The organism is Fibrella musci, from assembly GCF_041321105.1.
GTDB lineage: Bacteria > Bacteroidota > Bacteroidia > Cytophagales > Spirosomataceae > Fibrella > Fibrella musci.
The window spans coordinates 938,691-960,995 of record NZ_JBGGWD010000001.1 but is presented as its reverse complement, the minus strand read 5'-3'; the positions used below and the strand labels follow the sequence as shown (position 1 = coordinate 960,995).

The window sequence follows — 22,305 nt, the reverse complement described above, 5'->3', positions numbered from 1 at the left end:
ACGACTTCAACTAAAGCGTTTTGACCACTTTAGCAGGAATCCCGGCAACCACGGTGTTTGGGGGTACGTCGCGGCTCACCACCGCCCCGGCCGCAACCACCGCGTTTTCGCCGATGGTCACGCCCGGCAAAATGGTGGCGCCTGCCCCAATCCAGGCGTTTCGTTTGATCACAATGGGCCGGGGAATCAGGGTTTGCCGGTCGGTTGGGTCTAGCGGGTGGTTCTCTGAAGTAAGGTTGGCCCGGGGTCCAATCTGCACGTCGTCGTCGATGGTGATGCCGCCGATGTCCAGAAATGAGCAGGCGTGGTTGATGAATACGTTTTTGCCGAGCCGAATGTGTCGCCCGAAGTTGGTGTGAAACGGCGGGAAAATCGTCGTCGTCGGGTCGATCTCTATACCTATGATCGCACTCAACCGGGAACGTACCTGAGCCACGTCCGTTGCCGTTGCATTCATCTCAACACAGAGACGGATGGTGCGCGCCACAACCTCGCCAAACCGGGCGTATTCCGGGTCGTCTTTACGGAGGAGTTCACCGGCCTGTAAGCGTTGAAAAAGGGAAGCTGGGGATTGATCGAGAGCCATACGTTCACTCAATTGGTGGGGCCGGGCAGACGATCTGCCCGGCCCTACGTTTCTATCTGTTACTAGTGACTAGGCTAGTTTCTGCATAACCTTATCCGGCGTAATGGGTAGATCACGTACCCGCTGCCCAGTCGCGTTGAAGACGGCATTGGCCACTGCACCGGCAAAGCCAATCAGCGCAATCTCGCCCATGCCTTTGGCGCCCATCGGGTTGATGATGGGATCGGGCTTGTCGATCATGATCGTTTCGATGGCCGGTACGTCGGCGTGAACCGCCACGTGGTAATCGCCGAGGTTATTGTTCACGAATCGGCCAAAGCGGTGATCGATGTTGGCCTCTTCTGTAAGCGCCATTCCAATACCGCCCGCCACGCCGCCAATCATCTGGCTCGCCGCTGTTTTGGGACTGACAATCCGACCCGAATCGGCCACACTAACGGCTTTGGCTACGCGCACAACGCCCGTCAGCGGGTTAACACGTACCTGCACGAAATGCACCGAAAAGGAATACATGGAGTACTTGCCCAGTTCAGGGCCACCTTTCGAGTCGGCACTTTTATCGATTACCGTCAGGTTATTGGCCGTCATCAACTCGGTCGGGGCCACCTTTTTGCGGGGTTCCTTTTCCACCGACAGCACGCCATCCGTTGCTGTCAACTCGTCGGCCTGTCGCCCTGCCAATGGTCCGCCTGCTTTGATCGCCAGATCGACCAGTTGTTTTTTGATCAAGGTACAGGCATCAAATACCGCCGACCCTACCGCCGACACAATGGCCGAGCCGCCCTGCGTCGGGGCTTTCGGCAGCGAGGTATCGCCATATTCGACTTTGATCTGGTTGAGCGGCACGCCCAGCACGTTGTGGGCAATCATGGTCAGGGCGGTACCGGTACCGGGTCCGATGTCGGTCACGGCGCTCTGCACCGTCAGCGAGCCGTCGGCCTTGAGTAGTACCCGCGCCGACGCCTCCCAGCGGAAGGCATTAAACGTACCTGTACTCATGCCGTAGCCGATGAGCCAGTCGCCGTCGCGTTGGCTGCCCGGCTCGTTTTTGCGTCTGTTCCAGCCAATAGCCTCGGCGCCGCGCTGATAGGCTTCCCGCAGGTGTTTGCTCGAATAGGGCCGGTTGTGCTCGGGGTCGGTTTCGGTGTAGTTGCGCAGGCGGAACTCGATGGGGTCGAGGTTTAGCTTGTGCGCCATTTCATCCATCGCTGATTCGAGGGCAAAGGCCCCCGTGGCTTCACCCGGTCCGCGCATCCAGATAGGTACGCTCCGATCGAGGCGAACGAGGCGGTAGCGGGTGCTGACGTTCGGGCACTCGTACATGAACTTGGTCATGTTGACGGTCGCCTCCGTGAAGTCTTCGTAGCTGGCCGTTTCGGCGGTGGCCGCGTGGGCAATGCCGACCAGCTTGCCGTTGGTGTCGGCTCCCATGTTGATGGTCTGCACCGTGTAGGGGCGGTGCCCCACCAGCGTAAACATCTGCGAGCGCGTCACGACCAGTTTTAGTGGTCGGCCAATCGTCCGGGCAATGGCCACCACCGCCGTTTCCTGCGGCCAGGTACGTAGTCCCATGCCGAAGCCGCCTCCCATGAACTCGGTATGCACGTGGATATTCTTCGGATCGATCTTGAACGCCTGCGCCATCGCCTGCTGCGTCGCGTTGACGCCCTGCGTTTTGGCGTAAATCATCAGCTTGTCGGGTGCGGTCCAGTGCGCCAGAATCCCATGTAGTTCCATCGGGTTATGCACCTCAATAGGGATGGTATAGTTGGCTTCCAGCGTCACGGGTGCCGACTGGTAGGCATCAGCTTTGCCCCGCAGATAATCGCCCGATCCGGGGCGACCGGCGGTAATGCCATCGGCAAGGTGTTTCTCCAGTTCCGTCCGGGCTGTCTGTTTCTGGTACGTTACCTTGACCAGTGACGCCGCGTAGGTAGCCCGCTCGAAACTATCGGCCACGACGATGGCAACGGGTTGCCCATCGAACAGAATAGTGGGGCTACTCAGGATGCGGTATTTCGCCTCCGTCTTGGGCTTGGGCGCTGGCCCGTCGGCCTCGCCACCTACCGGCGCATCCCAACCCGGAATGGGCGGCATGTTCTGGTGGGTAAATACGCCAAGCACACCGGGTGCTCCCTGCGCTTTTTTCGTGTCCATACCCGTGATGGTGCCCCGGGCAATTTCACTACCGACAATGACACAATAGGCCATTTTCGGCAACTCAAAATCGGCAAAGTAGTGAGCCCCGCCGGTCACTTTCATGCGCCCATCAACCCGGTCAATGGGCGGGTTTGTCAGTTTCTTGTCCATGATCAGGCGGTTTTGGTGGCGGTTTTAAGCGCGTCGATAATTGAGTTGGGGGCCAGCGTCAGCTTGAAATCATTTTCGCCGTACCCCTTCGCTCCGTTCATGGCGAGCATGGCCGCCTGTTTGAAATTGGCCTCTGTAGCGGGTTTGCCGCGTAGAAACTGCTCGGCCTCGGTCAGCCTCCACGGTTTGTGCGCTACCCCGCCCATCGCTAGCCGGATATCCTGAATAGTGTCCCGCTTCATGTCGGCCGCAACTCCCACCGATACCAGCGCAAAGGCATACGACGCCCGGTCGCGGACTTTGAGGTAGTGCGAATGGTCGGCAAACGGGTTTGTGGGTACGTCGACCGACAGGATCAATTCGCCGGGCAGCAGCGTGTTGTCCTGCTGAGGTGAATCGCCGGGCAGTCGGTGGAAGTCGACAAACGGAATGTTACGGTCTCCTTTTGGTCCCGACACGTTCACGGTGGCATCCAGGGCCGCCAGCGCAATGCACATATCGCTGGGGTGAACGGCAATGCACTTGTTGGAGCCGCCAAAGATGGCGTGCATTCGGTTGATGCCGTCGATAGCCCCGCAGCCCGAAGGGCCATTTGGTTTGCCTTTGTCGGGACCGGCCTGCACAGGACTCCGTTTATTGCAGGGCATGGAGGTATCGTAGAAATAAGCACAACGGGTACGTTGCATCATGTTGCCGCCCACCGTCGCCATGTTCCGAAGCTGCGCCGACGCCCCCGCGTTGAGGGCCATGGCCAGCAGCGGAAAATGCTTCTTCACCAGCGCATGATCGGCCACTGCCGAGTTTTTGGCCATCGCCCCGATTCGCAGGCCGGTGGCTGTTTTTTCGATGGTGGCCAGCGGCAGTTTGTTGATGTCGACGAGCCGTTGGGGCACCACGACTTCGCGTTTCATCAGGTCGATGAGGTTGGTGCCGCCCGCCAGAAAGTACGTGCCGCTTTCCTGACTTATTGCCGTGACGGCCGCTTTGGGGTTGGTTACCCGCGTGTAGTTGAACTGGTTCATACCCTGGCTCCTCCCTGTTTTACGTCCATAATGGCATCGACTATATTGGCGTAGGCCCCACAACGGCAGATATTGCCGCTCATGTACTCCCGAACTTCGTCGGGGCTGCTGGCGTGCCCTTCCCGAATACAAGCCACCGCCGACATGATCTGTCCGGGGGTGCAGTAGCCGCACTGAAAGCCATCGTGTTTGATAAAGGCTTCCTGCATGGGGTGCAGGCGATCTCCGTCGGCCAACCCTTCGATCGTCGTGACTTTGCTGCCCTCGGTGGTCATGGCGAGGGTTAGACAGGCATTGACCCGCTGCCCATCGACGTGTACCGTACAGGCACCGCATTGCCCGTGGTCGCAGCCTTTTTTGGTGCCCGTCAGGTGCAGTTGCTCGCGTAGCAGGTCGAGCAGGGTCACACGCGGTTCGATGGTGAGTTTGCGCACCGTTCCGTTGATGTCGACCTGAAGCGGCATCTGCTCAATGGCGGCGGCCACTTTTTCATCCAGCCCGTTGTCGATGGCGGCCACGGCCGCGGGGGGCGTCATCACAATAGCCGCCAGGGCAGAGGACTGTTTCAAAAATTGTCGTCGGGAGGCGTTTGCGTTGTCTAACGCATCTCCCGTGTGTTCAAGCTCAGTCATACACTCGGTGTTAGTTGTGTTGGAGAAGGTATCAGTCCAGGCCAAAAGTGACCGTTGCGCTTCCGGGACCGAGCGCAGCCGCGAGCCCCGACGGATTGTCGATGCGTCCCAGTCTGGTATAACTGTAAGCGGTCGGAAACGTTTTGTAGAACAGGACTAACGTAGTCGATCCATATAGCATCAAATCGCCCGTTTGGATGGTGCCGGGGTTCGAGGCGTTGATGGGAAGGCTGTTAGGCAACTGAGCAAACTTCTCATTGTTGTTCAACTCGCTCATCGTGATCGTCAGCGGCAGGCGGGCTTTAAAGGCCGCTGCGGTCGCATGGGTGAGGAGCGTAGCCGTGAACGTGGCTGAACCGACCCTGATCCTGATTCGGTCGCCGAGCGGCCCAGTGCCGGACAAACTGTCTGTCATACTGTCGTTGTTTTCGCCGCCAACGGCGCTGGAAAGGCCGGTTGGGGCCATGGTGCAAGCCACTAGGCTGATGAAAAGTCCCAACATTGGGAGAAAGAGGCTAAGTGTGTTTTTCATACAAGTGTGTTTTTCAAAAACGAAGGGGGCGGTTTACGGCCTTAGCGAGCCGCGTCATAGTCTGCGTCTGTAACGGCCTGTAGCCAGTTGACAGCCCCACCTTGGCTTACATTCGGGTTGATGGCTATGTGCGTAAAGGGACCATCCGGGCCAGCTCCATGCCAGTGTTCAACCAGAGGCGGGATCGTAACTGACTCACCTTCACGAATCACCCTGGCGGGCTTTCCTTTCTCCTGATAATAGCCGGTGCCTTTCGTTACCACCAGGAGTTGCCCATTGGGGTGGGTGTGCCAGAACGTCCGCGCTTTGGGGTCGAAGGTGACGCTGCTTACGAGGCAGTCGGTTTCGGCGTTAGGGCCTACCAGCGTAGCCACCCAGACAGTGCCGCTAAAGTACGTGGCAGCTCCCCGGGTTGCGGCGGGCGAGCCTGTTGGTGTTGTTTGTTGCGCCATGATCGACGGGGTTGCTCCCAGCACCAATCCGCTATAGAGGCAATAGGTAAGCAGCCAGTTCAGCGTGTTGATCGGGATTTTCATACGTATGAGTGCTGCTGCAAACGTACCTGAAATAGCTCGGCAACTTTATAGTAAAATCAATGCTCTTTTTATGAAAAGCACTTATTTGTCCAGAAGACTGTATTTTACTGAATACGCATTGTTTAAAAGATAACTAACTGTCTATTAGTGTTTTGGATAGATGTATTTGGCGTATGCGTACTTTGTTGGCACTTTTGCAGACAGGACGTTGTCTATAGGAATTATGAAAATGCACACGCATCGGCGGGCTGGTGATCCTCAACCCATCACGATGGTATACGACATGCCGTCTGTGTTGCCACCGGGCACAACGCCTGTGAGCCGACTCTACTACGAAGACTGGAATATTAAGGTAGTGGACCGCGAAAAAACCGGCTGCGACAACTACCTGACCCCCAACCGCCGCGACTTTTACAAGATCATGTTCATGACCAGCGGCACGGGTTTTAAAACCATCGGCAAAGACAATTACTATATCGATGAGCGCACCATCCTGTTTTTGCATCCCAACGAAATCGTTTGCTGGCGCAACACGTCGCCGAAGTCGGGCGGCGGTATCTTCTGCATGTTCAAAAAACGGTATCTGGATCAGCATCCTTCGCTGAAACTCATCATCGACCGCTACAAATTTTTTACGGAGAAAAAGATTCTTCGTCTGTCGGAATCATCGGCCCGGATGGTGCACAGCCTGTTAACCCAGATGAAAGCCGAGGCCGCTACGGGTGGTGAACTGGCCGAAGAAGCCCTGCAAGCCTATGTGCAACTTGTGTTGGTCGAAAGTTTGAAAGGAATCGACTATGCCCCTGTGGGCGAGATCACCAACGACTACCGGCACGTGTATGCCTTCTTCGAACTGTTGGAAAAGGAAACGAATCTGGCCAACCCGGATAACCCGATTCGGATGCGCACGGCCCGGGAGTATGCCGAGAAACTGAACCTGAATCCAAATTACCTGAACGGGCTGGTGAAAAAACATACGGGGCAACCCATCAGTACGCTGATCAAAAATCGGTTGCTGGAAGAAAGCAAAGCCTTGCTGGTGCAAACCAACTGGACGCTTCAGGAAATCAGTCAGATTATTGGCTTTGCCGACCAGCCGAATTTTAGCCAGTTTTTTAAGCGGTACGTAGGCCTAACGCCCAATGAGTTTCGACGCTCGCCCATTTCACCCGATTACGAAGGCTAAACCCAACCGGCTGAAGATCAAATTTTTTCACGAAAAAGGCCCCTCAACAGACAGTGTCGAGGGGCCTTTCGGGTTGTGGGTACGTTCGTTGCTTAAGCTACCGGCGTGTTGTTCATTACTTCGGTCTGCTTACGAATCGACTCCATGTGGATGATCTTGTAGATCTCTTCCACCAGTTCGGGGTACAGGTTCAGCTTGGCGCTGAGCTGTTTCCGTGATTCCAGAATCTCTTTCCAGCGGTCGGGCTGGAACAGCGATACGTTGTTGTCGCGCTTGTATTCGGCCAGTTTCTCCACCAGCGACATGCGGGCGGCGAGCATTTCCACGATCTGCCGGTCTACGCTGTCGATGTTGTTCCGAAGCTGCTCCATCGCGCCTTTGAAAGTCACGTCCGACGAAGCCAACTGCCGGATTTGCAGATGGTCGAGCATCTCACCGAAGGCGGCGGGGGTTAGCTGCTGGGCCGCATCGCTCCACGCTTTGTCGGGGTCGATGTGCGACTCTACGATCAGACCATCGTACTTGAGGTCCATCGCCATCTGGGCCAGCTCGTTGAGGTAGGCACGCTTGCCGGCCATGTGGCTGGGGTCGCCGATGATGGGCAACTGCGGGAACATCGTACGCAGTTCGATCGCCATCTGCCACATCGGAATGTTGCGGTATTTGCTGGCTTCACCCGTCGAGAAACCCCGGTGAATGGCGCCAAGCTTGGTGATACCGGCACCGGCAATCCGTTCAAACGCACCCACCCAAAGGGCCAGGTCCGGGTTAACGGGGTTCTTCACCAGCACAGGTACGTCGACACCCTTGAGTGCATCGGCAATTTCCTGCACGTTGAAGGGATTTACCGTGGTGCGGGCACCAACCCATAATACGTCGACACCATATTTCAGGGCCAGTTCGATGTGTTGGGGCGTGGCCACTTCGACGGCAAAGGGCAGGCCGGTTTCGGCTTTGGCGCGCTGAATCCAGGGCAGGGCGGCTTCGCCCATTCCTTCAAACGAGCCGGGACGGGTGCGAGGTTTCCAAACACCAGCCCGAATGACGTGCACAGACCCTAATTGGGCCAGTTGGCGGGCAGTTTCTACAAGTTGTTCCTCGGTCTCGGCACTGCAAGGCCCGGCGATAATCAGCGGCTTGCCGTCGGTCTTAATCCACGAATCGAGCGGCTCTACGGCTAAATCTGGTTTCATGATCGGTACGCGTATTCAGGTGAAAAATGATCCTTGTGGGATAAAAAGCGAAAGTGCAAATTTATAGTATATTTGCGGGAGAAAAAGCCGTATACGTGGCTGATCCTCACCCAATTTTTGTACGATTATTAGTCTGTTGAAAAAGTAGAGGATAGCCTGAAAAACCTTTTTGTGCCGAAATTTCGTTTATATTTCGGCCACTATCTAAACGGGCTACCGAACGACCTAAGGACGAACGCACCGGCAACGGCGCATTGACTATGTCGAACCGAAGTAATCTAATGTCTCCCCCTCCTCAGCCGGTCGCCACTGCCACCCTGAGCAATGCTCAACCGGTCTCATTCGAGGATACGTCGATATCCTTCTCTTCCCAGTCCGATTTCAAGTTACGAAAAACGTACTGGCTCTTTGCGTTGATGAATAAAGGTTGGCTGGTAAAATTAGGGACTTTTTTCATAAAACTGGCCCTAAACCTGCAACTGCCCATCAAAGGGCTCATCAAAAACACGATTTTCGAGCAGTTCTGCGGTGGCGAAACCATCCGCGACTGTGAGAAGACGATTCAGTACCTGCACAACGCACACGTGGGCACCATCCTCGACTATTCGGTCGAGGGGGAAGAAAACGAGAAATGTTTTGACAGCACGGTACTGGAAATTCTCCGCACCATTGAACGCGCCAGCGAATCACAGGACATTCCGTTCTCTGTATTCAAGGTAACCGGTGTAGCCGAAACCGAGCTGCTTGAAGCCGTTCAGCGCGGCGACGAACTGAGCGAAGCCGATCAGGCTGCTTTCGCCCGGGTTCGTGAGCGAGTTCAGACCCTCTGCCAGCGCGCCCACGACAAGAATGTACGCATCTTCATTGATGCCGAAGAAAGCTGGATTCAGGACACGATCGACTGCCTCGCCTACGAGATGATGGACCGCTTCAACCACGAGCGTTGCGTTGTCTACAACACCTACCAGATGTACCGCTGGGAGATGTATGACCAGTTGACGAAAGCCACCGAAAGGGCCCGTGAGAAAGGTTATTTCCTGGGTGCCAAGCTGGTGCGGGGTGCTTATCTGGAAAAAGAGCGCATCCGGTCGCACGAAGACGAATACCAGGATCCGATTCAGGCCACCAAAGAAGATACCGACCGCGATTTCAACCGCGCCATCGACTTCTGCTTGACGAACCGCGACGTGGTGTCGATCTGCCTGGGTACGCACAACGAGTATAGCTGCCAGTACACGATCGGGCAGATGAAGCGGATGGGCATCGCGCCAAACGACCCGCACATCTATTTCGCGCAGTTGCTGGGCATGAGCGACAACATCTCGTATAATCTGGCCAATGCGGGCTATAATGTAGCGAAGTATGTGCCCTATGGCCCCGTTGAAGCCGTGATGCCGTATCTGTTCCGGCGGGCCGAAGAAAATAAATCCATTGCCGGCCAAAGCAGCCGCGAGTTCAACCTCGTCAAGAACGAACTCGAGCGCCGGAAGGGATGTAAAAAATAACGGTTCAACGTTCAAAGTCCAATGCTCAACGTTGCTTCGCACAGCATACATTCGCGGAGCAACGTTGAGCATTGGACTTTGAACATTGAACGCCATTTCCATGATTCAGAAAAACCCCATTCGTTTTTTCCTGCTGGCCCTGTTGCTGATTGGCATTGATCAGGCATCCAAGCTCTGGATTCTGCACTACATGCAGGAACACCTGTATATGCCTATCCACGTTATCGGCGACTGGCTGAAGTTTCAGTATGTGCTGAACCCCGGCATGGCCTTCGGAATGGAGCTGAATCACCAATATGGAAAGCTGTTTTTGAGCGTATTCCGGCTGTTTGCGATGGCGGGCATCGGCTGGTATTTGGTGTATCTGGCCAAACGGGGTGCTCCAAACGGTCTGCTTTACGCCATGGCGCTCATTCTGGCCGGGGCCATCGGCAACGTCATCGACAGTACGTTTTACGGCGTTTACCTCAACAACGCGCCCTACGGCGCCCCGACGCCCTGGTTTCACGGACAGGTAATCGACTTTATTTTCGTGGATGCCTGGGAAGGTATTCTGCCCCGCTGGGTTCCGATCTGGGGCGGGCAGTACTTCTCGATGCCCATTTTCAACTTTGCTGATTCGTGCATCTTTGTCGGCGTCTGTCTGATTCTGTTCTTCCAGCGCCGCTTCTATCAGGAACAAGCGCAACATGACGACTTGCTGCCTGATGCACCGGATGCCACCAATGCCGCCGTGCTCCCGACGACGGAAGCCTTCGACGAGGAAGAACGCACAGAACGTACCCCGGTCGATGCCGTAACCAACGTACCTGAGCAGCCGGAAATCGACCCGCGCGATACGGCCGTCGACAACGTACCTGCCCACACGCCCAGCCGGTTCGATGCGCCCGAAAACCGTACGGACATGCCCGACGCAACGGCCCCGGTTCTTGACGAATCCGACGAGCAGAAGAAATAAGAGATAAGTTCAAGGTCCAAAGTCCCAGGTTCAACGTCAATTGATGCATCTTACGATTGCGTCGGCCGACGTTGAACCTGGGACTTTGGACCTTGAACTTATTTGAGCACTGTCACCGTGATGCCCGAGGCGTCGGTGAAGAGGCGGATGGTTGCTTTCTGGTAATCGGCTTCAGTCACGTCTTTAGCGGCCTTGAACGTCTGCGGATTGCGGTCGACAAGCGGGAACCATGAGCTTTGCACCTGCACCATCAGCCGGTGCCCTTTCTTAATTGTATGCAGGGCGTCGTTGAGCGTGAAGGCTACGGTCGTGGGTACGTTCAGGTTGGGCGTGAACGCGGTTGGCCGCTCCATCGACTGCCGGAATTTCCCCCGCATCACATCGGCGCGGATGAGGCGTTGATAACCGCCCAGCGTTACGCTTTTGGCCCCGGCCGTCGTCGGGCGTGGGCTTTGGGCGGTGTCGGGTAATACGTCGATGACTTTCACAATGAAATCGGCATCGGTGCCGGTGGTGGCAATGCGCAGGTTCACACCGATAGGCCCGGCCAGCGTAAGATCTTCCGTGAGGGGCTCTGTCTGAAACACCAGCACGTCGGGGCGGCGGGCTGCAAACCGCTGATCCTCGATCATATAGGCGTTGTTGCGCCGCGACCAGGTACCATCCGTGTAGGGTACGGGCTTGGCCGGATCGCTGATGTATTCCACCGAGTTAGACGCCGTCCCCGACGAGGTCGACTTAAAGCTTGTCGAGGTGAGTTTCCCGTTCTGGTTGAGCGAAAACACAATCCGCTGACTGTTGGTCGTCGGCCATTTATCAAAGCTTTGCCACTGGTTGGTGCCTGTATTAAACAGCCGCGCCTCGTCTTTCCCAAACGTGCCTTTGTCTTTCAGGTAATAGTTGAAAAAAGGCGTTTCCAACTCATCGCGGTAGGTTTGGGCGGTGTTGCTGCCAAACTGAAAATCGCCCAGACCCAGCCATTCGCGGCGCGCCCAGGCCCCGTGCGTCCACGGCCCCATTACCAGTTGGTTTTTGTTCTGCGGGCGTTTTTCGAGGGCTTCATAGGTTTTCAGCGCCCCAAATAAATCTTCGGCGTCGTACCAGCCTCCCACTACCAGCGTGGCCACGCCCGTCGGTACCCGGCCCAGCGCCCGGCGAATGTCGCGGCTCTGCCAGTAGGCATCATAAGTGTCGTGCTGCACGTACTCGTTCCAGATTTTGCCTTTATTGTTGAAATAGGCCGCTTCGTTGGCATTCTTAACGGGCCCGAGATTCAGGAAAAACTGGTAGGCGTCGGGCGCACGGTTTGAAAACAGGACGTCGTAGTTGGCAACCGGACCGGAACGGGGCGCGTCGAAATAATTCATGAACGAGAAATTGTCGAGCAGGAAAAACGCCCCGTTATGGCGGGCATCGTCGCCTATAAACTCGTCGGTGACGGGTGCCTGCGGCGATACGGCCCGGATGGCCGGGTGGGCGTTGGGCAGCGCCGCCGTGGCGTAAAAACCGGGGTAAGAGATACCCGTGATACCCACGCGGCCATTGTTGTTCGGAATGTTCTTAAGTAGCCAATCCACCGTGTCGTAGGTGTCAGTGCTTTCGTTGATGGTACCGCCAGCAGGGGTCATCTCCTCAAAATCGCCCTCGCTCATGTAGCGACCGCGCACATCCTGATACACGAAAATAAACTTCTCTCGCGACAACTCTGCCGACGGGCCGGGGCCACTTTTGGGGTAATTCGTTTCGCCGTAAGGCCCCGCCGAATAGGGCGTCCGCTCCATCAAAAACGGGTATTTGGTGCTGCCCGACGCATCTTTGGGTACGTAGATGACCGTGTAGAGTTTCTTGCCGTCGCGCATGGCAATCTGCCGGTCGAGCTTGGTGTAGTTGTCGCGCACGAAGGCCGAGTCGGTGGGCGTTTGGGCCAGACCGGGCAGGGCCATCAGTAAGCTAATGAGGGTGATGAAAAGCCGCATGGATGAAAACAGATAAATTCGGGGTAAAGCTATTGACGAGCAGCGAAGCCGCCACCGCCCAGCGCAAACGATTTTCGGACAACGGTCTGATTGCTACCCTGACCCTGCTCATAAACGACGTCGGGCGGTAGCGGCACCCGAACGAGCGAGGCGGGCAACGTCATGGTTTCGTCGTAGAGCAGGAGTTGCAGCGGCACACCCGGTTTGGCCGTGATCGTAATCGTCAGTTCACGGGTCAGGGGCAGCCCGTTACAACCGGTAAAAAACTGGTAGGTAGGCGAGGGCGCATTCAGCAGCGGCGACCGCGAAAACCGGGCGGGTTCCCCGTTGATCGCCATCGTCTGCACAGCCCCCGAGTCGGCACTAATCACACCAATCTCGAATCCGGCTGCGCCCCGTACCGACTTGATTCGCAGACGTACCTGTCGTTCGGTGGCTGTGCTGCTGTCGCTCAGGACTGTGGCGGTAGGGGCGGGCAGCGGCAGGGTCTGGGCGGTGCTTTTTAAGCGTTGTCGGGGCGAGGCGGGGTAGAATTCGGTAAACAAACCCTGTGTGCTAGTCGGAAAAAACTGCTGTTTCCAGTGATCCATCGCGGGCGACTGCGACGACCAGTAGGCCCGACCCGAGTCGGCATCCAGGTAATAGCTCACCATGCTGTGCAACGGCTGTTCGGCGCTGGGTTTCTCGGCGTAGATGGACCAGCCCGTCAGCAGCAGGCCCAGGCCTAACGTACCCAGCGCGATTGATGGGCCGTTACGCCAGCGCAGGGGCCCATCAATGGGCAACATAATCGGAAGTAATAAAGTCAATGTGAGCAGGAAGAGCACCATTGCCACAATGATGGGCATTTGCAGATCGAAGGTGACGAACAGTAGCCGCACCAACGGAATCAGCAGCAACGTAGGGATGGCCGTTACCAGCCCAACAACCAACTGCCGTTGGGTACGTTGGTGAAGGCCCCAGCGAAGAACGACCCCCATACCGGCCGCGCTGAACAGCAGTGGAAAGAGTAACTGAAACGTGGCCGACGGCACGCGAAAGAAGGTGAACAGCACCAGCCCATACACCAGCCAGTAAGCCCCCATCACGAGCGAAAACGGCTTGAGCCAGCGGAGCACGAGCCGGGTGAGCAGGCCAAACAAACCCGTAGCCAGCAGCGCGTAGGCAATCAGAAATCGGTCGGATCCGTAGATGCCGTTGATGTAATACGAAAACAGCAACGGCCGGCCATCCAGCCCGTTTCGGAAATAATAGGCCGGGGGCAGCAACTGCCGAATGCCTACCGTAATCGGCCAGAACAACGCTGTAATCAGCAGGATGATCAGCAGCATTGACAGCGCTCCGGCCAGACTTTGCCCAATTGTCAGCACGCGCTTCTGTAGCCCCACCACCAACGTACCCAGCAACACCAGCGTCAGCAGCGCCACCAACCAGCCGTTCAGGGCCATGGGGTACTGCACAAAGTGGAAGCCAATGGTATTGAAAAACACCTTGTCAGGTGCTTTCGTCTGTTCCAGCGACTGGCCCGCCAGGTAGCGCGTTAGGGCGAGAAGGTTGCTGCCGTGGTGCTGCAACGTACCCAGATCGAGGTTTTCGGGCGAATCGGTGAGCTTGTGGTAATGCACAAACCCATCAATGTAGGCCGAGTTGAGGCCGGTGTAACCCGCCAGCCGGAAGACCGTGAAATCGGTGTTATTGGGCAGACTGCTGTACACTTCATACATGAGCGACGAGGCGAGCGGGTAGGGCGCTGCCTTGCCAAACGCCTCGACCGCCCAGCCATTTTGCGGGCTGATCTCGAACGTCAGGCTGGGACCGCGCACGCCCCTCGCTTCCAGGTTCATGACAAAGCCCACGTCTTTGGCCCACGGATGTCGCACAAACGCCTGCGCACCAAACAGCCCATATTCTTCGCCATCGGTTAGCAGAAAAATCACATCGTGCAGGGGGGGCGGCCCGGCTTGAAGGGCGCGGGCCGTCTCCAGAATGGCCGCCACACTGGAAGCGTCGTCGGCAGCGCCGCGGGCGTTGGGCTGTGAATCGTAATGAGCCAGCATCAGCACGGCCTTGCCAGTCGCTTGCTGACCCTTCAGCCGGGCCATCACGTTAAAGACGTACCCAACCTTGTTGCCGCTGCGGTGCGCCACGGTTGTTTCCTGCATCTGAGGATTCAGGTTGAGCCGACGCAACTGTTCAAGCAGGTAACTACGTACCTGTATATGCGCCGGGGTGCCCATCGCGTGCGGTTCGTGCCCAATGGCCCGGACGTGGCTAAAAGCCCGCTGCGCCGAAAAATCGCCCGACGGGGCTGTGGCGGGCAGCGGTGCCGGGGGCTGCATGGCGCGGATAAACCAGACCGACAGACCAATGAGCAGAACGAGTGAACAGATGGCGGCAAACGCAGGACGACGCATAGAAAGGCAGGGGTAGGAGGGGCCGTCGGGCGGGTGACGACAGCCTTCCGAATGTAGTGTTTATTAGCGGCAACGAGGCGGGCTATACTATTCCTTTCGCGATTTTGATTAAAAAACGGGCCGTTTATCTTGGGTGAATCCAATTTTTTCGTTAGTTGGAGAATCGAATCAACCTGTTCACGTTTGACACCTGATGACCTACTGCTGATCGACCTTCACTACCTCCCATGCCTCGACGTAATGCGGGGAATGGCCCAGGCAAAAGAGGTACGGATCGAAGCCCACGAAAACTACCACAAACAAAGCTATCGTAACCGCTGCTACGTGCTGACCGCCAATGGCGTTGAGTGCCTCACCGTTCCGGTGCTGAATGGTACGCACCGGCAACGTACCCGTGACGTCCGGATCGATTACAGTCAGAAGTGGATCGACCGGCACCTGCGCTGTCTGCAATCTGCGTATGCCAAAGCGCCGTATTTTGAGTATGTAATGCCGGAGGTAGAGGCTATGTTGGCCCAACGCCCTCCGCTGTTGTTTGACCTGAACTGGTCACTGCTGACATTCTGTCGTAAATGGGCGCGAATCACCACACCCGTGAACCTGACAGAATGGTACGAACGAGAAGCCCCCGTCGGCGTTTTTGACGCCCGTTCGAGGGTAGTACCGGCAAAACGGTGCGAAACCGGGTTATTTGGCCCACAACGCCCCTACCTGCAAAACTTTGGAACTGTATTTGAGCCTAACCTGAGCATCTTGGATGCCTTGTTTATGGGTGCAGACAATGAGTAAACGAAATAAGGAGCGACAGCGTGAAGCCCGCGCTCAGGTGCGTTCTGGAGCAGCGTGTACCGCTCTTTCGCTCTTTATCGCTTTCACTCATTGCCCCTGAACATTCCCAAATTAAATTACGTTATTTCAACAAGGACGCTAATACGATTGGACCCTAAGCGAATGGAAGCAAAATTTTCAAACCGCGTTAAAGAAGTCATCTCCCTCAGCCGGGAAGAGGCTCTGCGGCTCGGGCACGATTACATCGGCACCGAACACTTGCTACTGGGCATGATTCGCGAGGGCGAAGGCGTGGCGGTAGGGCTGCTGAAGAAGCTACAGATCTCACTCGATGAGCTTCGGATCACTATCGAACAAGCCACGAAAGGAACCGCAACCAACAACGTTAAGAATCTGGCCAATATCCCCCTGACCCGTCAGTCGGAAAAGACCCTGAAGATTACGTATTTAGAAGCGAAGATTTTCAAGAGCCCTCTGATCGGCACAGAACATCTGTTGCTGTCGATTCTGCGCGACGAAGACAACGTTGCGACGCAGATTCTGCACAAATTCAATGTCAATTACGAAGTCATTAAGGAGATGCTGGAATACCAATCGACTGGAAGTAAACCCACGATGGCCCACGACACCGACGACGACGACAATGATCGCGGCATGTTTGGTGGCAGCGGCGGAACCAGCCAGGGTAAAGAGAAAGGCTCAGAAAAATCGCGTACACCCGTACTGGATAATTTTGGCCGTGACCTGACCAAGCTGGCCGAGCTGGGCAAACTCGACCCCATTGTGGGCCGTGAAAAAGAAATCGAGCGCGTGGCCCAGATTTTGAGCCGCCGCAAGAAAAACAACCCGATTCTGATTGGTGAGCCGGGCGTAGGTAAAACGGCAATCGCCGAAGGCCTCGCGTTGCGCATCGTTCAGAAGAAAGTATCACGCGTGCTGTTTGGCAAGCGCGTCGTTACGCTGGATCTCGCCTCGCTGGTGGCCGGTACCAAATACCGGGGTCAGTTTGAGGAGCGTATGAAGGCCGTGATGAACGAGCTGGAAAAATCGCCCGAAGTGATTCTGTTCATCGATGAGTTGCACACAATCGTGGGTGCGGGTGGTGCCTCTGGCTCGCTCGATGCCTCGAACATGTTCAAACCGGCACTGGCTCGCGGCGACATTCAATGCATCGGGGCCACTACGCTGGATGAATACCGTCAGTACATCGAGAAAGATGGCGCGCTGGCCCGTCGTTTCCAGATGGTGATGGTGGACGCCACGTCGATCGACGAAACCATCGAAATCCTGAACAACATCAAGGATAAGTACGAAGATCACCACCACGTAAACTACACGCCGGAAGCCGTTGAGGCCGCCGTGAAACTGTCGGAGCGGTACATCTCTGACCGCTTCCTGCCCGATAAGGCCATCGACGTGCTGGATGAAGTGGGCGCTCGCGTACACATCAGCAACATCACCGTTCCCGAGGATATCCTGAAGCTCGAAGAGTCGATCGAGAATATCAAGAAGGAGAAAAATCAGGTGGTGAAGAGCCAGAAATACGAAGAGGCTGCTCAACTCCGCGACAAGGAGAAGCGCCTGATCGATCAGCTCGAGCGCGCCAAGCAGGCGTGGGAGGAAGATACCAAAAAACGCCGCTACACGGTCAACGAAGAAAACGTGGCCGAAGTCGTAGCGATGATGACGGGTATCCCCGTAACGAGCGTGTCGAACGACGAAGGCAAGAAACTCGTATCGATGGGTACCGAGTTGAAAGGCAAGGTAATCGGGCAGGACGCCGCCATCGAGAAGCTGGTGAAAGCCATCCAACGTACCCGCGTGGGTCTGAAAGATCCGAAGAAACCAATCGGTTCGTTTATCTTCCTCGGCCCAACCGGGGTTGGTAAGACAGAGCTGGCGAAAGTGCTGGCCACGTACCTGTTCGACAAAGACGACGCCCTGGTGCGGATCGATATGTCGGAGTACATGGAGAAATTCAGCGTATCGCGGCTGGTTGGTGCCCCTCCGGGCTACGTCGGTTACGAAGAAGGCGGTCAGTTGACCGAGAAGATTCGCCGCAAGCCCTACTCGGTTGTGCTGCTGGATGAGATCGAAAAAGCGCACCCGGATGTGTTCAACATCCTGTTGCAGGTGCTCGACGATGGTATCCTGACCGACGGTCTGGGTCGCCGGGTCGATTTCCGCAACACCATCATCATCATGACCTCAAACATTGGGGTACGTGACCTGAAAGATTTTGGGGCGGGTATCGGTTTCGCCTCGAAGAGCAAGACGGAAAACCAGGACGAACTGATGAAGAGCACCATCCAAAGCGCGCTGCGGAAGGCCTTCTCACCGGAATTCTTGAACCGTCTCGACGATGTGATCGTGTTTAACTCGCTGCAACGCGAAGACATCCACAAGATCATCGATCTGATGCTGAACAAGCTCCTCGGCCGTGTGCTCAACCTGGGCTACAACGTGGAGTTGACGGAGAAAGCAAAAGATTTCCTGGCCGAGAAAGGCTACGATCAGCAGTATGGTGCCCGCCCGTTGGCTCGTGCCATCCAACGCTACCTCGAAGACCCCGTTGCGGAGGAAATCCTGAAAGGCGAACTGAAAGAAGGCGACGTGATCCAGGCTGATTACAGCGGTGAGGGCGAGTCGCTGACGATCACCGTCAAAAAGCCGGAAGCCGTTACTGAGTAACCAGCGTTCCGTTGGCTAAAACAAACCCCGGACAGCCCACCGCTGTCCGGGGTTTTTCGTTTATAGGTATACCAACTACCACCGTTATGAAAAAACTAGTACTACTGATTGCCCCAATGCTGGCAGTTAGCCAGCTGGCCTGGGCCCAAACCGAGCGCGGCGTAAGCTGGTGGTCGGGGGGATTGAATGCCGCAAGCAGCCACGCGACCCAGTTTCAGCAACTCAACGAGGCCTCGGCACTGGAGCTTCGCTTTACGCAGGGTACGTTCATTCAGACGGATTTGCTGCTTGGTGCCGACCTGCGTTTGTCACGATCAAAAAATTTGAAACGGGAAGGGTCCAATCTGGATGCTGTCACCGATGATCGCCAGACAGCCGTGGCTGCGGCTCCGTTTATTCGTCGGTTCTGGGGTAAAAATGCACTCCGTGGGTACGTTGGTGGTGGGGCACTGGTCGAGCTAAGCCGCAACCGGTTGCTGACGGCCAACACCAAAACGCGCGACGCCGAAGATATGACCACTAGCTGGCGCATCAGGCCTGAATTACAGGCGGGTTTGTTCTATGCCATTACTCCCCGGTGGGGCGTCGATTTGCAGGCTCGTTCGAGTGTTGCCCCCATCGCCTTTACCGATCTGAATCTGAGTTTGGTGCTGCTGACTGGCGTGAAGGCTGGGCCGGTAGGCGGAGAGTCGAAGAAAATCCCAACTCAGTTGCTAGCTGGTAACTGGATCGTGAGCGGTACGTTCGACGTGGGTAACGACCGGCAACAGTTAACCTCGGCAGCGGGCGAACTGGCTACCAACGTTGAAACGCGGCAGGCGGAGCGATTTACCATTAGCCCAAGTCTGGGCTTTTTCGCCGGCCGTCGCTGGCTGGTGGGCGTAAGTGTGCCCATCAGCCATCAGGTGCAACGCAACGAGTTTGTGCGGTCGGCCACGCAGACCGTCAGCGGCATCACGTCCGACATCACTACCGATGGAATCGGCGTTGCTCCTTTTGCCAAGAAATACCTCCTGAAAGGCAACTTTGGCCCTTTTGTGGCCGCACGAGTCGGTTGGCAACGCGAACGTACCTACGGGCTGAGTGCTACGGCCGACGTACGAAGCACAACCTATTCGTGGCGAGTTGGGGGCGGGTTGGCGTACCTGCTGGGCAAGCGATTTATCGTTGAGGGTGAACTCGCTGGCGTTGGTAGCCAATGGACCAATGGCCAATCCGGTGGAGAGGCGAACCGTCAGGTCGACGTGAGCGTGACCTTGCGCCCGGCCTTTACCATGAGCTACGTCTTTCTGTAAACGATCGGACTGTTAACATAGATTAACAGATGTAACATATATCGAATAATCGTTGCGTTTAGTAGCTTTGGTCGTCATTAAACGCAACCGTTATGAAATACGTTTTCGCCCTTGGCCTCACTGTGGCCGTTATCTCACCACTCGCAGCGCAAATCCAGAAAGGACAATCGATCACCTCAGGAACAGCCGGGCTCAGTTACAGCAAGCAGAAGAGCGTTGTTCCATCGGGAATTGGAACTAATACGTACGGCAATCGGCTGCAGTCGTTCGGGGTTAGTACGGCGCTTAACCGGGCGGTGTTTGTAAAAGATGGCTGGGCACTCGCTTACAGAATCAACGCGGACTATACCCGAACCACATTCGATGGCGAAGGAGGTACGTTACCGCCCTTGGCTACTATTAAAGGGAATGTATACTCCTTCGGCGCAGCGCTTGGAGTACGTCGTTACTGGGCACCTACCAACCTGCTTCTAGTCTATGCAGGGGGTGGCCTGTCGGCTGGCGGGCAACAGGGTAGAATTACCGTTGAACGCCTGTCGCCTCCCACTGAGCCGGAAACGCAGATACCTGTGCGGGGTTGGGCATTTTCACCAGTTGGTGAGGCCGGGCTGCTCTATCGGCTGACCAATCGGGTAGCGCTGGAAGCCACTGTGCGGAGCGAGGGATTCCCGATCAGTGCGGGTAGTGCCGGACTGGGCCTGGCTATTTTGACGGGTGACGCCAACTCAACCATCACAAATGATCCCTTCGAGGCCAGTCAGACCAAACGCGGGCGCTGGCTTTTAGGGGCTTCGGCTAAGGTGTCGGGTAACGAGACTACGGAAAACGGGGTGAACAACAAAAATTCGTCGGCCACCGCTTCGGTGCAGGCTGGGCAGTTTGTTGCCAACAACGTCCTGGTTGGGGCTAGTATCGACTACTCAGCTTCGCGGTCGGGGAGTGGCGATACCCCCGGTGCGGTCACCTATTCGGCGGGACTTAATGGTTTCGTCCGGTCGTATATCGGTTTGAATCGGCTACGGCCTTTTGTTGAAGGAGGTGTTGGCTACGGGTTCACCAAAAACCCGGGCAGTGATGTCTCTCAACGCTACGCCGCGCTGACACTACAGGGCGGGCTTGCGTACATGCTGGGCGAGCGGTTCATCATCCAGACAACGCTGGGTACGCTGAATGGTCGCTATACGTGGTTTCCGAATACGGCCAGTTTGCAGTCTAATTCGTCGGTTAGCGTAGGCGCTACGGCGACCACACTCTCCAATTTTGCGATTTACTACGCCCTCTGAACCCGGTTCAGTTACGTTGCCCCGGCCGATCGTCAGGCCAGGGGCAACACCGTTTTGCTCAGAAAATCATTGCGGAATTTGCCCTTGGGGTCATACTGGGCCGCGAGCTTTTGGAAGTCGGGCAGGCGGTCGTAGAGTTTGGTAAACTGCACCGGTGCCATCGTGAACAGCTTGCCCCAGTGAGGCCGCGCGCCAAACGGGGCCAGTTCGCGCTCGATTACGGGCAGCAGTTGCCGCACGGCGGCCCACTCGGGTTTCCAGGTGAAGTGGATGGCCACGCTCGGACGTTTATAAGCGGTACTCATCCAGAGATCATCGGCGGCAATGGTTCTGATCTCCGAAATAAAAAGGTGCGGTGTAATGCGGTCTTTCAGCTTTTCAATGGCCAGAATAGCGTCGACGGCGTTTTCCTGCCCCACAAAATATTCTGACTGAAGCTCTTTGCCACTGCTCGGCGTAAAGCCCATCCGGAAGTGCGGCAAGCGTTCATACCAGGGGCCGGGTACGCCTAACTGAGCCGTGCAGTTTTCGGCCGACAGCGCGGCGATGGGGTGGAGGTTTTTGGTTGCAGCTTTGGCTCCGAAATAATCCGCCGGTGCTTCGGTTGGCTTGCCCGGTTCCACGCGGCGCTTTACCCACACTTCGCTGATGGTTTGTTTCTGCCAGTCGGTAAAGAGGCTAACGCTGTAACCGCCCGACATGATCTGATCGAAACTGGTTTTGAGTTGGGCCAGTGGCAGGTTTTCGTACACGTGTTGTGTAGCCTCGAATGTCGGCTGAACGTCGAGGGTCACTTTCGTGACTACGCCCAGCGCGCCCAGATGCACAACGGCCCCTTTGAAGGCATCGCCATCGGCTACCCGGCTCATCGTTTTCACTTCACCCGCTGCCGTAACCAGCTCGAAACCCGAGACTGCCGTGGCCAGATTGCCGTTTCCCACGCCCGACCCATGCGTAGCCGTCGCGCAGGCACCCGCTACCGAAATGTGAGGCAACGATGCCAGGTTGTGCAGCGCAAATCCTTTTTCGTGCAGCAGCGGAGCCAACTGCCCATATTTCATACCCGCGCCAACGGTAACGGTGCGGGCCGACGGGTTAAGGTCGATGACCGTGTCGAGCGGCAGCAGCGATAGCAGGTTGTGGGCGCTGTCGGCAATGCTGTTGAAGCAATGGCGCGTTCCCAGCACCTTCACGCGGCTGAACTGCTGCACCAGTTTAGGCACCTGTTCCATCGACTTGGCCGCGTGGAGCCGGTCGGTACTGTATTGATAATTGCCGGCCCAGTTACGAAGTTTTTCGCCGGGGAGCGATTGCGCAGTTAAACGAGTCAATGGCGACACAAAAGGGCTGGCCAGCAAGGCCGATGACAATTTGAGGAATGTACGCTTCTTCATGGT

17 protein-coding genes are annotated in these 22,305 nt (G+C 56.4%); 7 read left to right on the top strand and 10 right to left on the bottom strand.

Annotated features, from left to right (window positions below):
- Nucleotides 1-10 precede the first annotated feature (10 nt).
- The 6 genes from ACAW74_RS03840 to ACAW74_RS03815 form a co-directional block, all read right to left on the bottom strand.
- Nucleotides 11-586: a DapH/DapD/GlmU-related protein gene (locus ACAW74_RS03840; protein WP_370696867.1), complete on the bottom strand. Its 576-nt coding sequence runs from the start codon at nt 584-586 to the stop codon at nt 11-13.
- Between the two features lie 69 nt (nt 587-655).
- Nucleotides 656-2,896 (bottom strand): xanthine dehydrogenase family protein molybdopterin-binding subunit, encoded by a 2,241-nt coding sequence (locus ACAW74_RS03835; protein WP_370696866.1) that lies wholly within the window; start codon nt 2,894-2,896, stop codon nt 656-658.
- Nucleotides 2,897-2,898: 2 nt separating this feature from the next.
- Nucleotides 2,899-3,918, bottom strand: coding sequence for an FAD binding domain-containing protein (locus tag ACAW74_RS03830; protein ID WP_370696865.1), 1,020 nt, complete (start codon nt 3,916-3,918; stop codon nt 2,899-2,901).
- The gene (locus tag ACAW74_RS03825; RefSeq protein ID WP_370696864.1) at nt 3,915-4,550 is read right to left on the bottom strand and encodes a (2Fe-2S)-binding protein; all 636 of its coding nucleotides are present in this window, start codon (nt 4,548-4,550) and stop codon (nt 3,915-3,917) included. The genes ACAW74_RS03830 and ACAW74_RS03825 overlap by 4 nt, the downstream gene beginning before the upstream one ends.
- Before the next feature lie 31 nt (nt 4,551-4,581).
- The gene (locus tag ACAW74_RS03820) at nt 4,582-5,082 is read right to left on the bottom strand and encodes a cyclophilin-like fold protein (RefSeq protein ID WP_370696863.1); all 501 of its coding nucleotides are present in this window, start codon (nt 5,080-5,082) and stop codon (nt 4,582-4,584) included.
- 41 nt (nt 5,083-5,123) lie between these two features.
- Entirely contained in the window at nt 5,124-5,618 is a 495-nt protein-coding gene (locus ACAW74_RS03815; protein ID WP_370696862.1) for a cupin domain-containing protein, read from the bottom strand.
- Between the two features lie 223 nt (nt 5,619-5,841).
- Between ACAW74_RS03815 and ACAW74_RS03810 the strand changes: the two genes are divergently transcribed.
- Nucleotides 5,842-6,804 carry an AraC family transcriptional regulator gene (locus ACAW74_RS03810; protein WP_370696861.1) on the top strand — a complete coding sequence of 321 codons (963 nt, stop codon included), beginning with the start codon at nt 5,842-5,844 and terminating at the stop codon, nt 6,802-6,804.
- A gap of 92 nt (nt 6,805-6,896) precedes the next feature.
- Here ACAW74_RS03810 and ACAW74_RS03805 read toward each other — a convergent pair whose 3' ends face one another.
- Nucleotides 6,897-7,997: a chorismate mutase gene (locus tag ACAW74_RS03805; RefSeq protein WP_370696860.1), complete on the bottom strand. Its 1,101-nt coding sequence runs from the start codon at nt 7,995-7,997 to the stop codon at nt 6,897-6,899.
- Between the two features lie 281 nt (nt 7,998-8,278).
- Here ACAW74_RS03805 and ACAW74_RS03800 point away from each other — a divergent pair, with 281 nt between their 5' ends.
- Complete coding sequence (locus ACAW74_RS03800) at nt 8,279-9,502, top strand: proline dehydrogenase family protein (RefSeq protein ID WP_370696859.1); 1,224 nt, start codon at nt 8,279-8,281, stop codon at nt 9,500-9,502.
- Nucleotides 9,503-9,602: 100 nt separating this feature from the next.
- Nucleotides 9,603-10,460, top strand: a complete 858-nt coding sequence (locus ACAW74_RS03795) for a lipoprotein signal peptidase (protein ID WP_370696858.1) — start codon at nt 9,603-9,605, stop codon at nt 10,458-10,460.
- A gap of 98 nt (nt 10,461-10,558) precedes the next feature.
- Here the strand turns inward: ACAW74_RS03795 and ACAW74_RS03790 are convergent, their stop codons facing one another.
- Complete coding sequence (locus tag ACAW74_RS03790; RefSeq protein ID WP_370696857.1) at nt 10,559-12,436, bottom strand: CocE/NonD family hydrolase; 1,878 nt, start codon at nt 12,434-12,436, stop codon at nt 10,559-10,561.
- Between the two features lie 29 nt (nt 12,437-12,465).
- Complete coding sequence (locus ACAW74_RS03785) at nt 12,466-14,850, bottom strand: M20/M25/M40 family metallo-hydrolase (protein WP_370696856.1); 2,385 nt, start codon at nt 14,848-14,850, stop codon at nt 12,466-12,468.
- Nucleotides 14,851-15,033: 183 nt separating this feature from the next.
- Between ACAW74_RS03785 and ACAW74_RS03780 the strand changes: the two genes are divergently transcribed.
- The 4 genes from ACAW74_RS03780 to ACAW74_RS03765 all read left to right on the top strand — a co-directional run bounded on the left by ACAW74_RS03780 (nt 15,034) and on the right by ACAW74_RS03765 (nt 20,908).
- The gene (locus tag ACAW74_RS03780) at nt 15,034-15,639 is read left to right on the top strand and encodes a WbqC family protein (protein WP_370696855.1); all 606 of its coding nucleotides are present in this window, start codon (nt 15,034-15,036) and stop codon (nt 15,637-15,639) included.
- Nucleotides 15,640-15,801: 162 nt separating this feature from the next.
- Complete coding sequence (locus ACAW74_RS03775; RefSeq protein ID WP_370696854.1) at nt 15,802-18,330, top strand: ATP-dependent Clp protease ATP-binding subunit; 2,529 nt, start codon at nt 15,802-15,804, stop codon at nt 18,328-18,330.
- Nucleotides 18,331-18,416: 86 nt separating this feature from the next.
- Nucleotides 18,417-19,625, top strand: coding sequence for a hypothetical protein (locus ACAW74_RS03770; RefSeq protein ID WP_370696853.1), 1,209 nt, complete (start codon nt 18,417-18,419; stop codon nt 19,623-19,625).
- A gap of 92 nt (nt 19,626-19,717) precedes the next feature.
- Nucleotides 19,718-20,908 (top strand): hypothetical protein, encoded by a 1,191-nt coding sequence (locus ACAW74_RS03765; protein ID WP_370696852.1) that lies wholly within the window; start codon nt 19,718-19,720, stop codon nt 20,906-20,908.
- Between the two features lie 32 nt (nt 20,909-20,940).
- Here ACAW74_RS03765 and ACAW74_RS03760 read toward each other — a convergent pair whose 3' ends face one another.
- Nucleotides 20,941-22,302, bottom strand: coding sequence for a D-arabinono-1,4-lactone oxidase (locus tag ACAW74_RS03760; RefSeq protein ID WP_370696851.1), 1,362 nt, complete (start codon nt 22,300-22,302; stop codon nt 20,941-20,943).
- Nucleotides 22,303-22,305 lie beyond the last annotated feature (3 nt).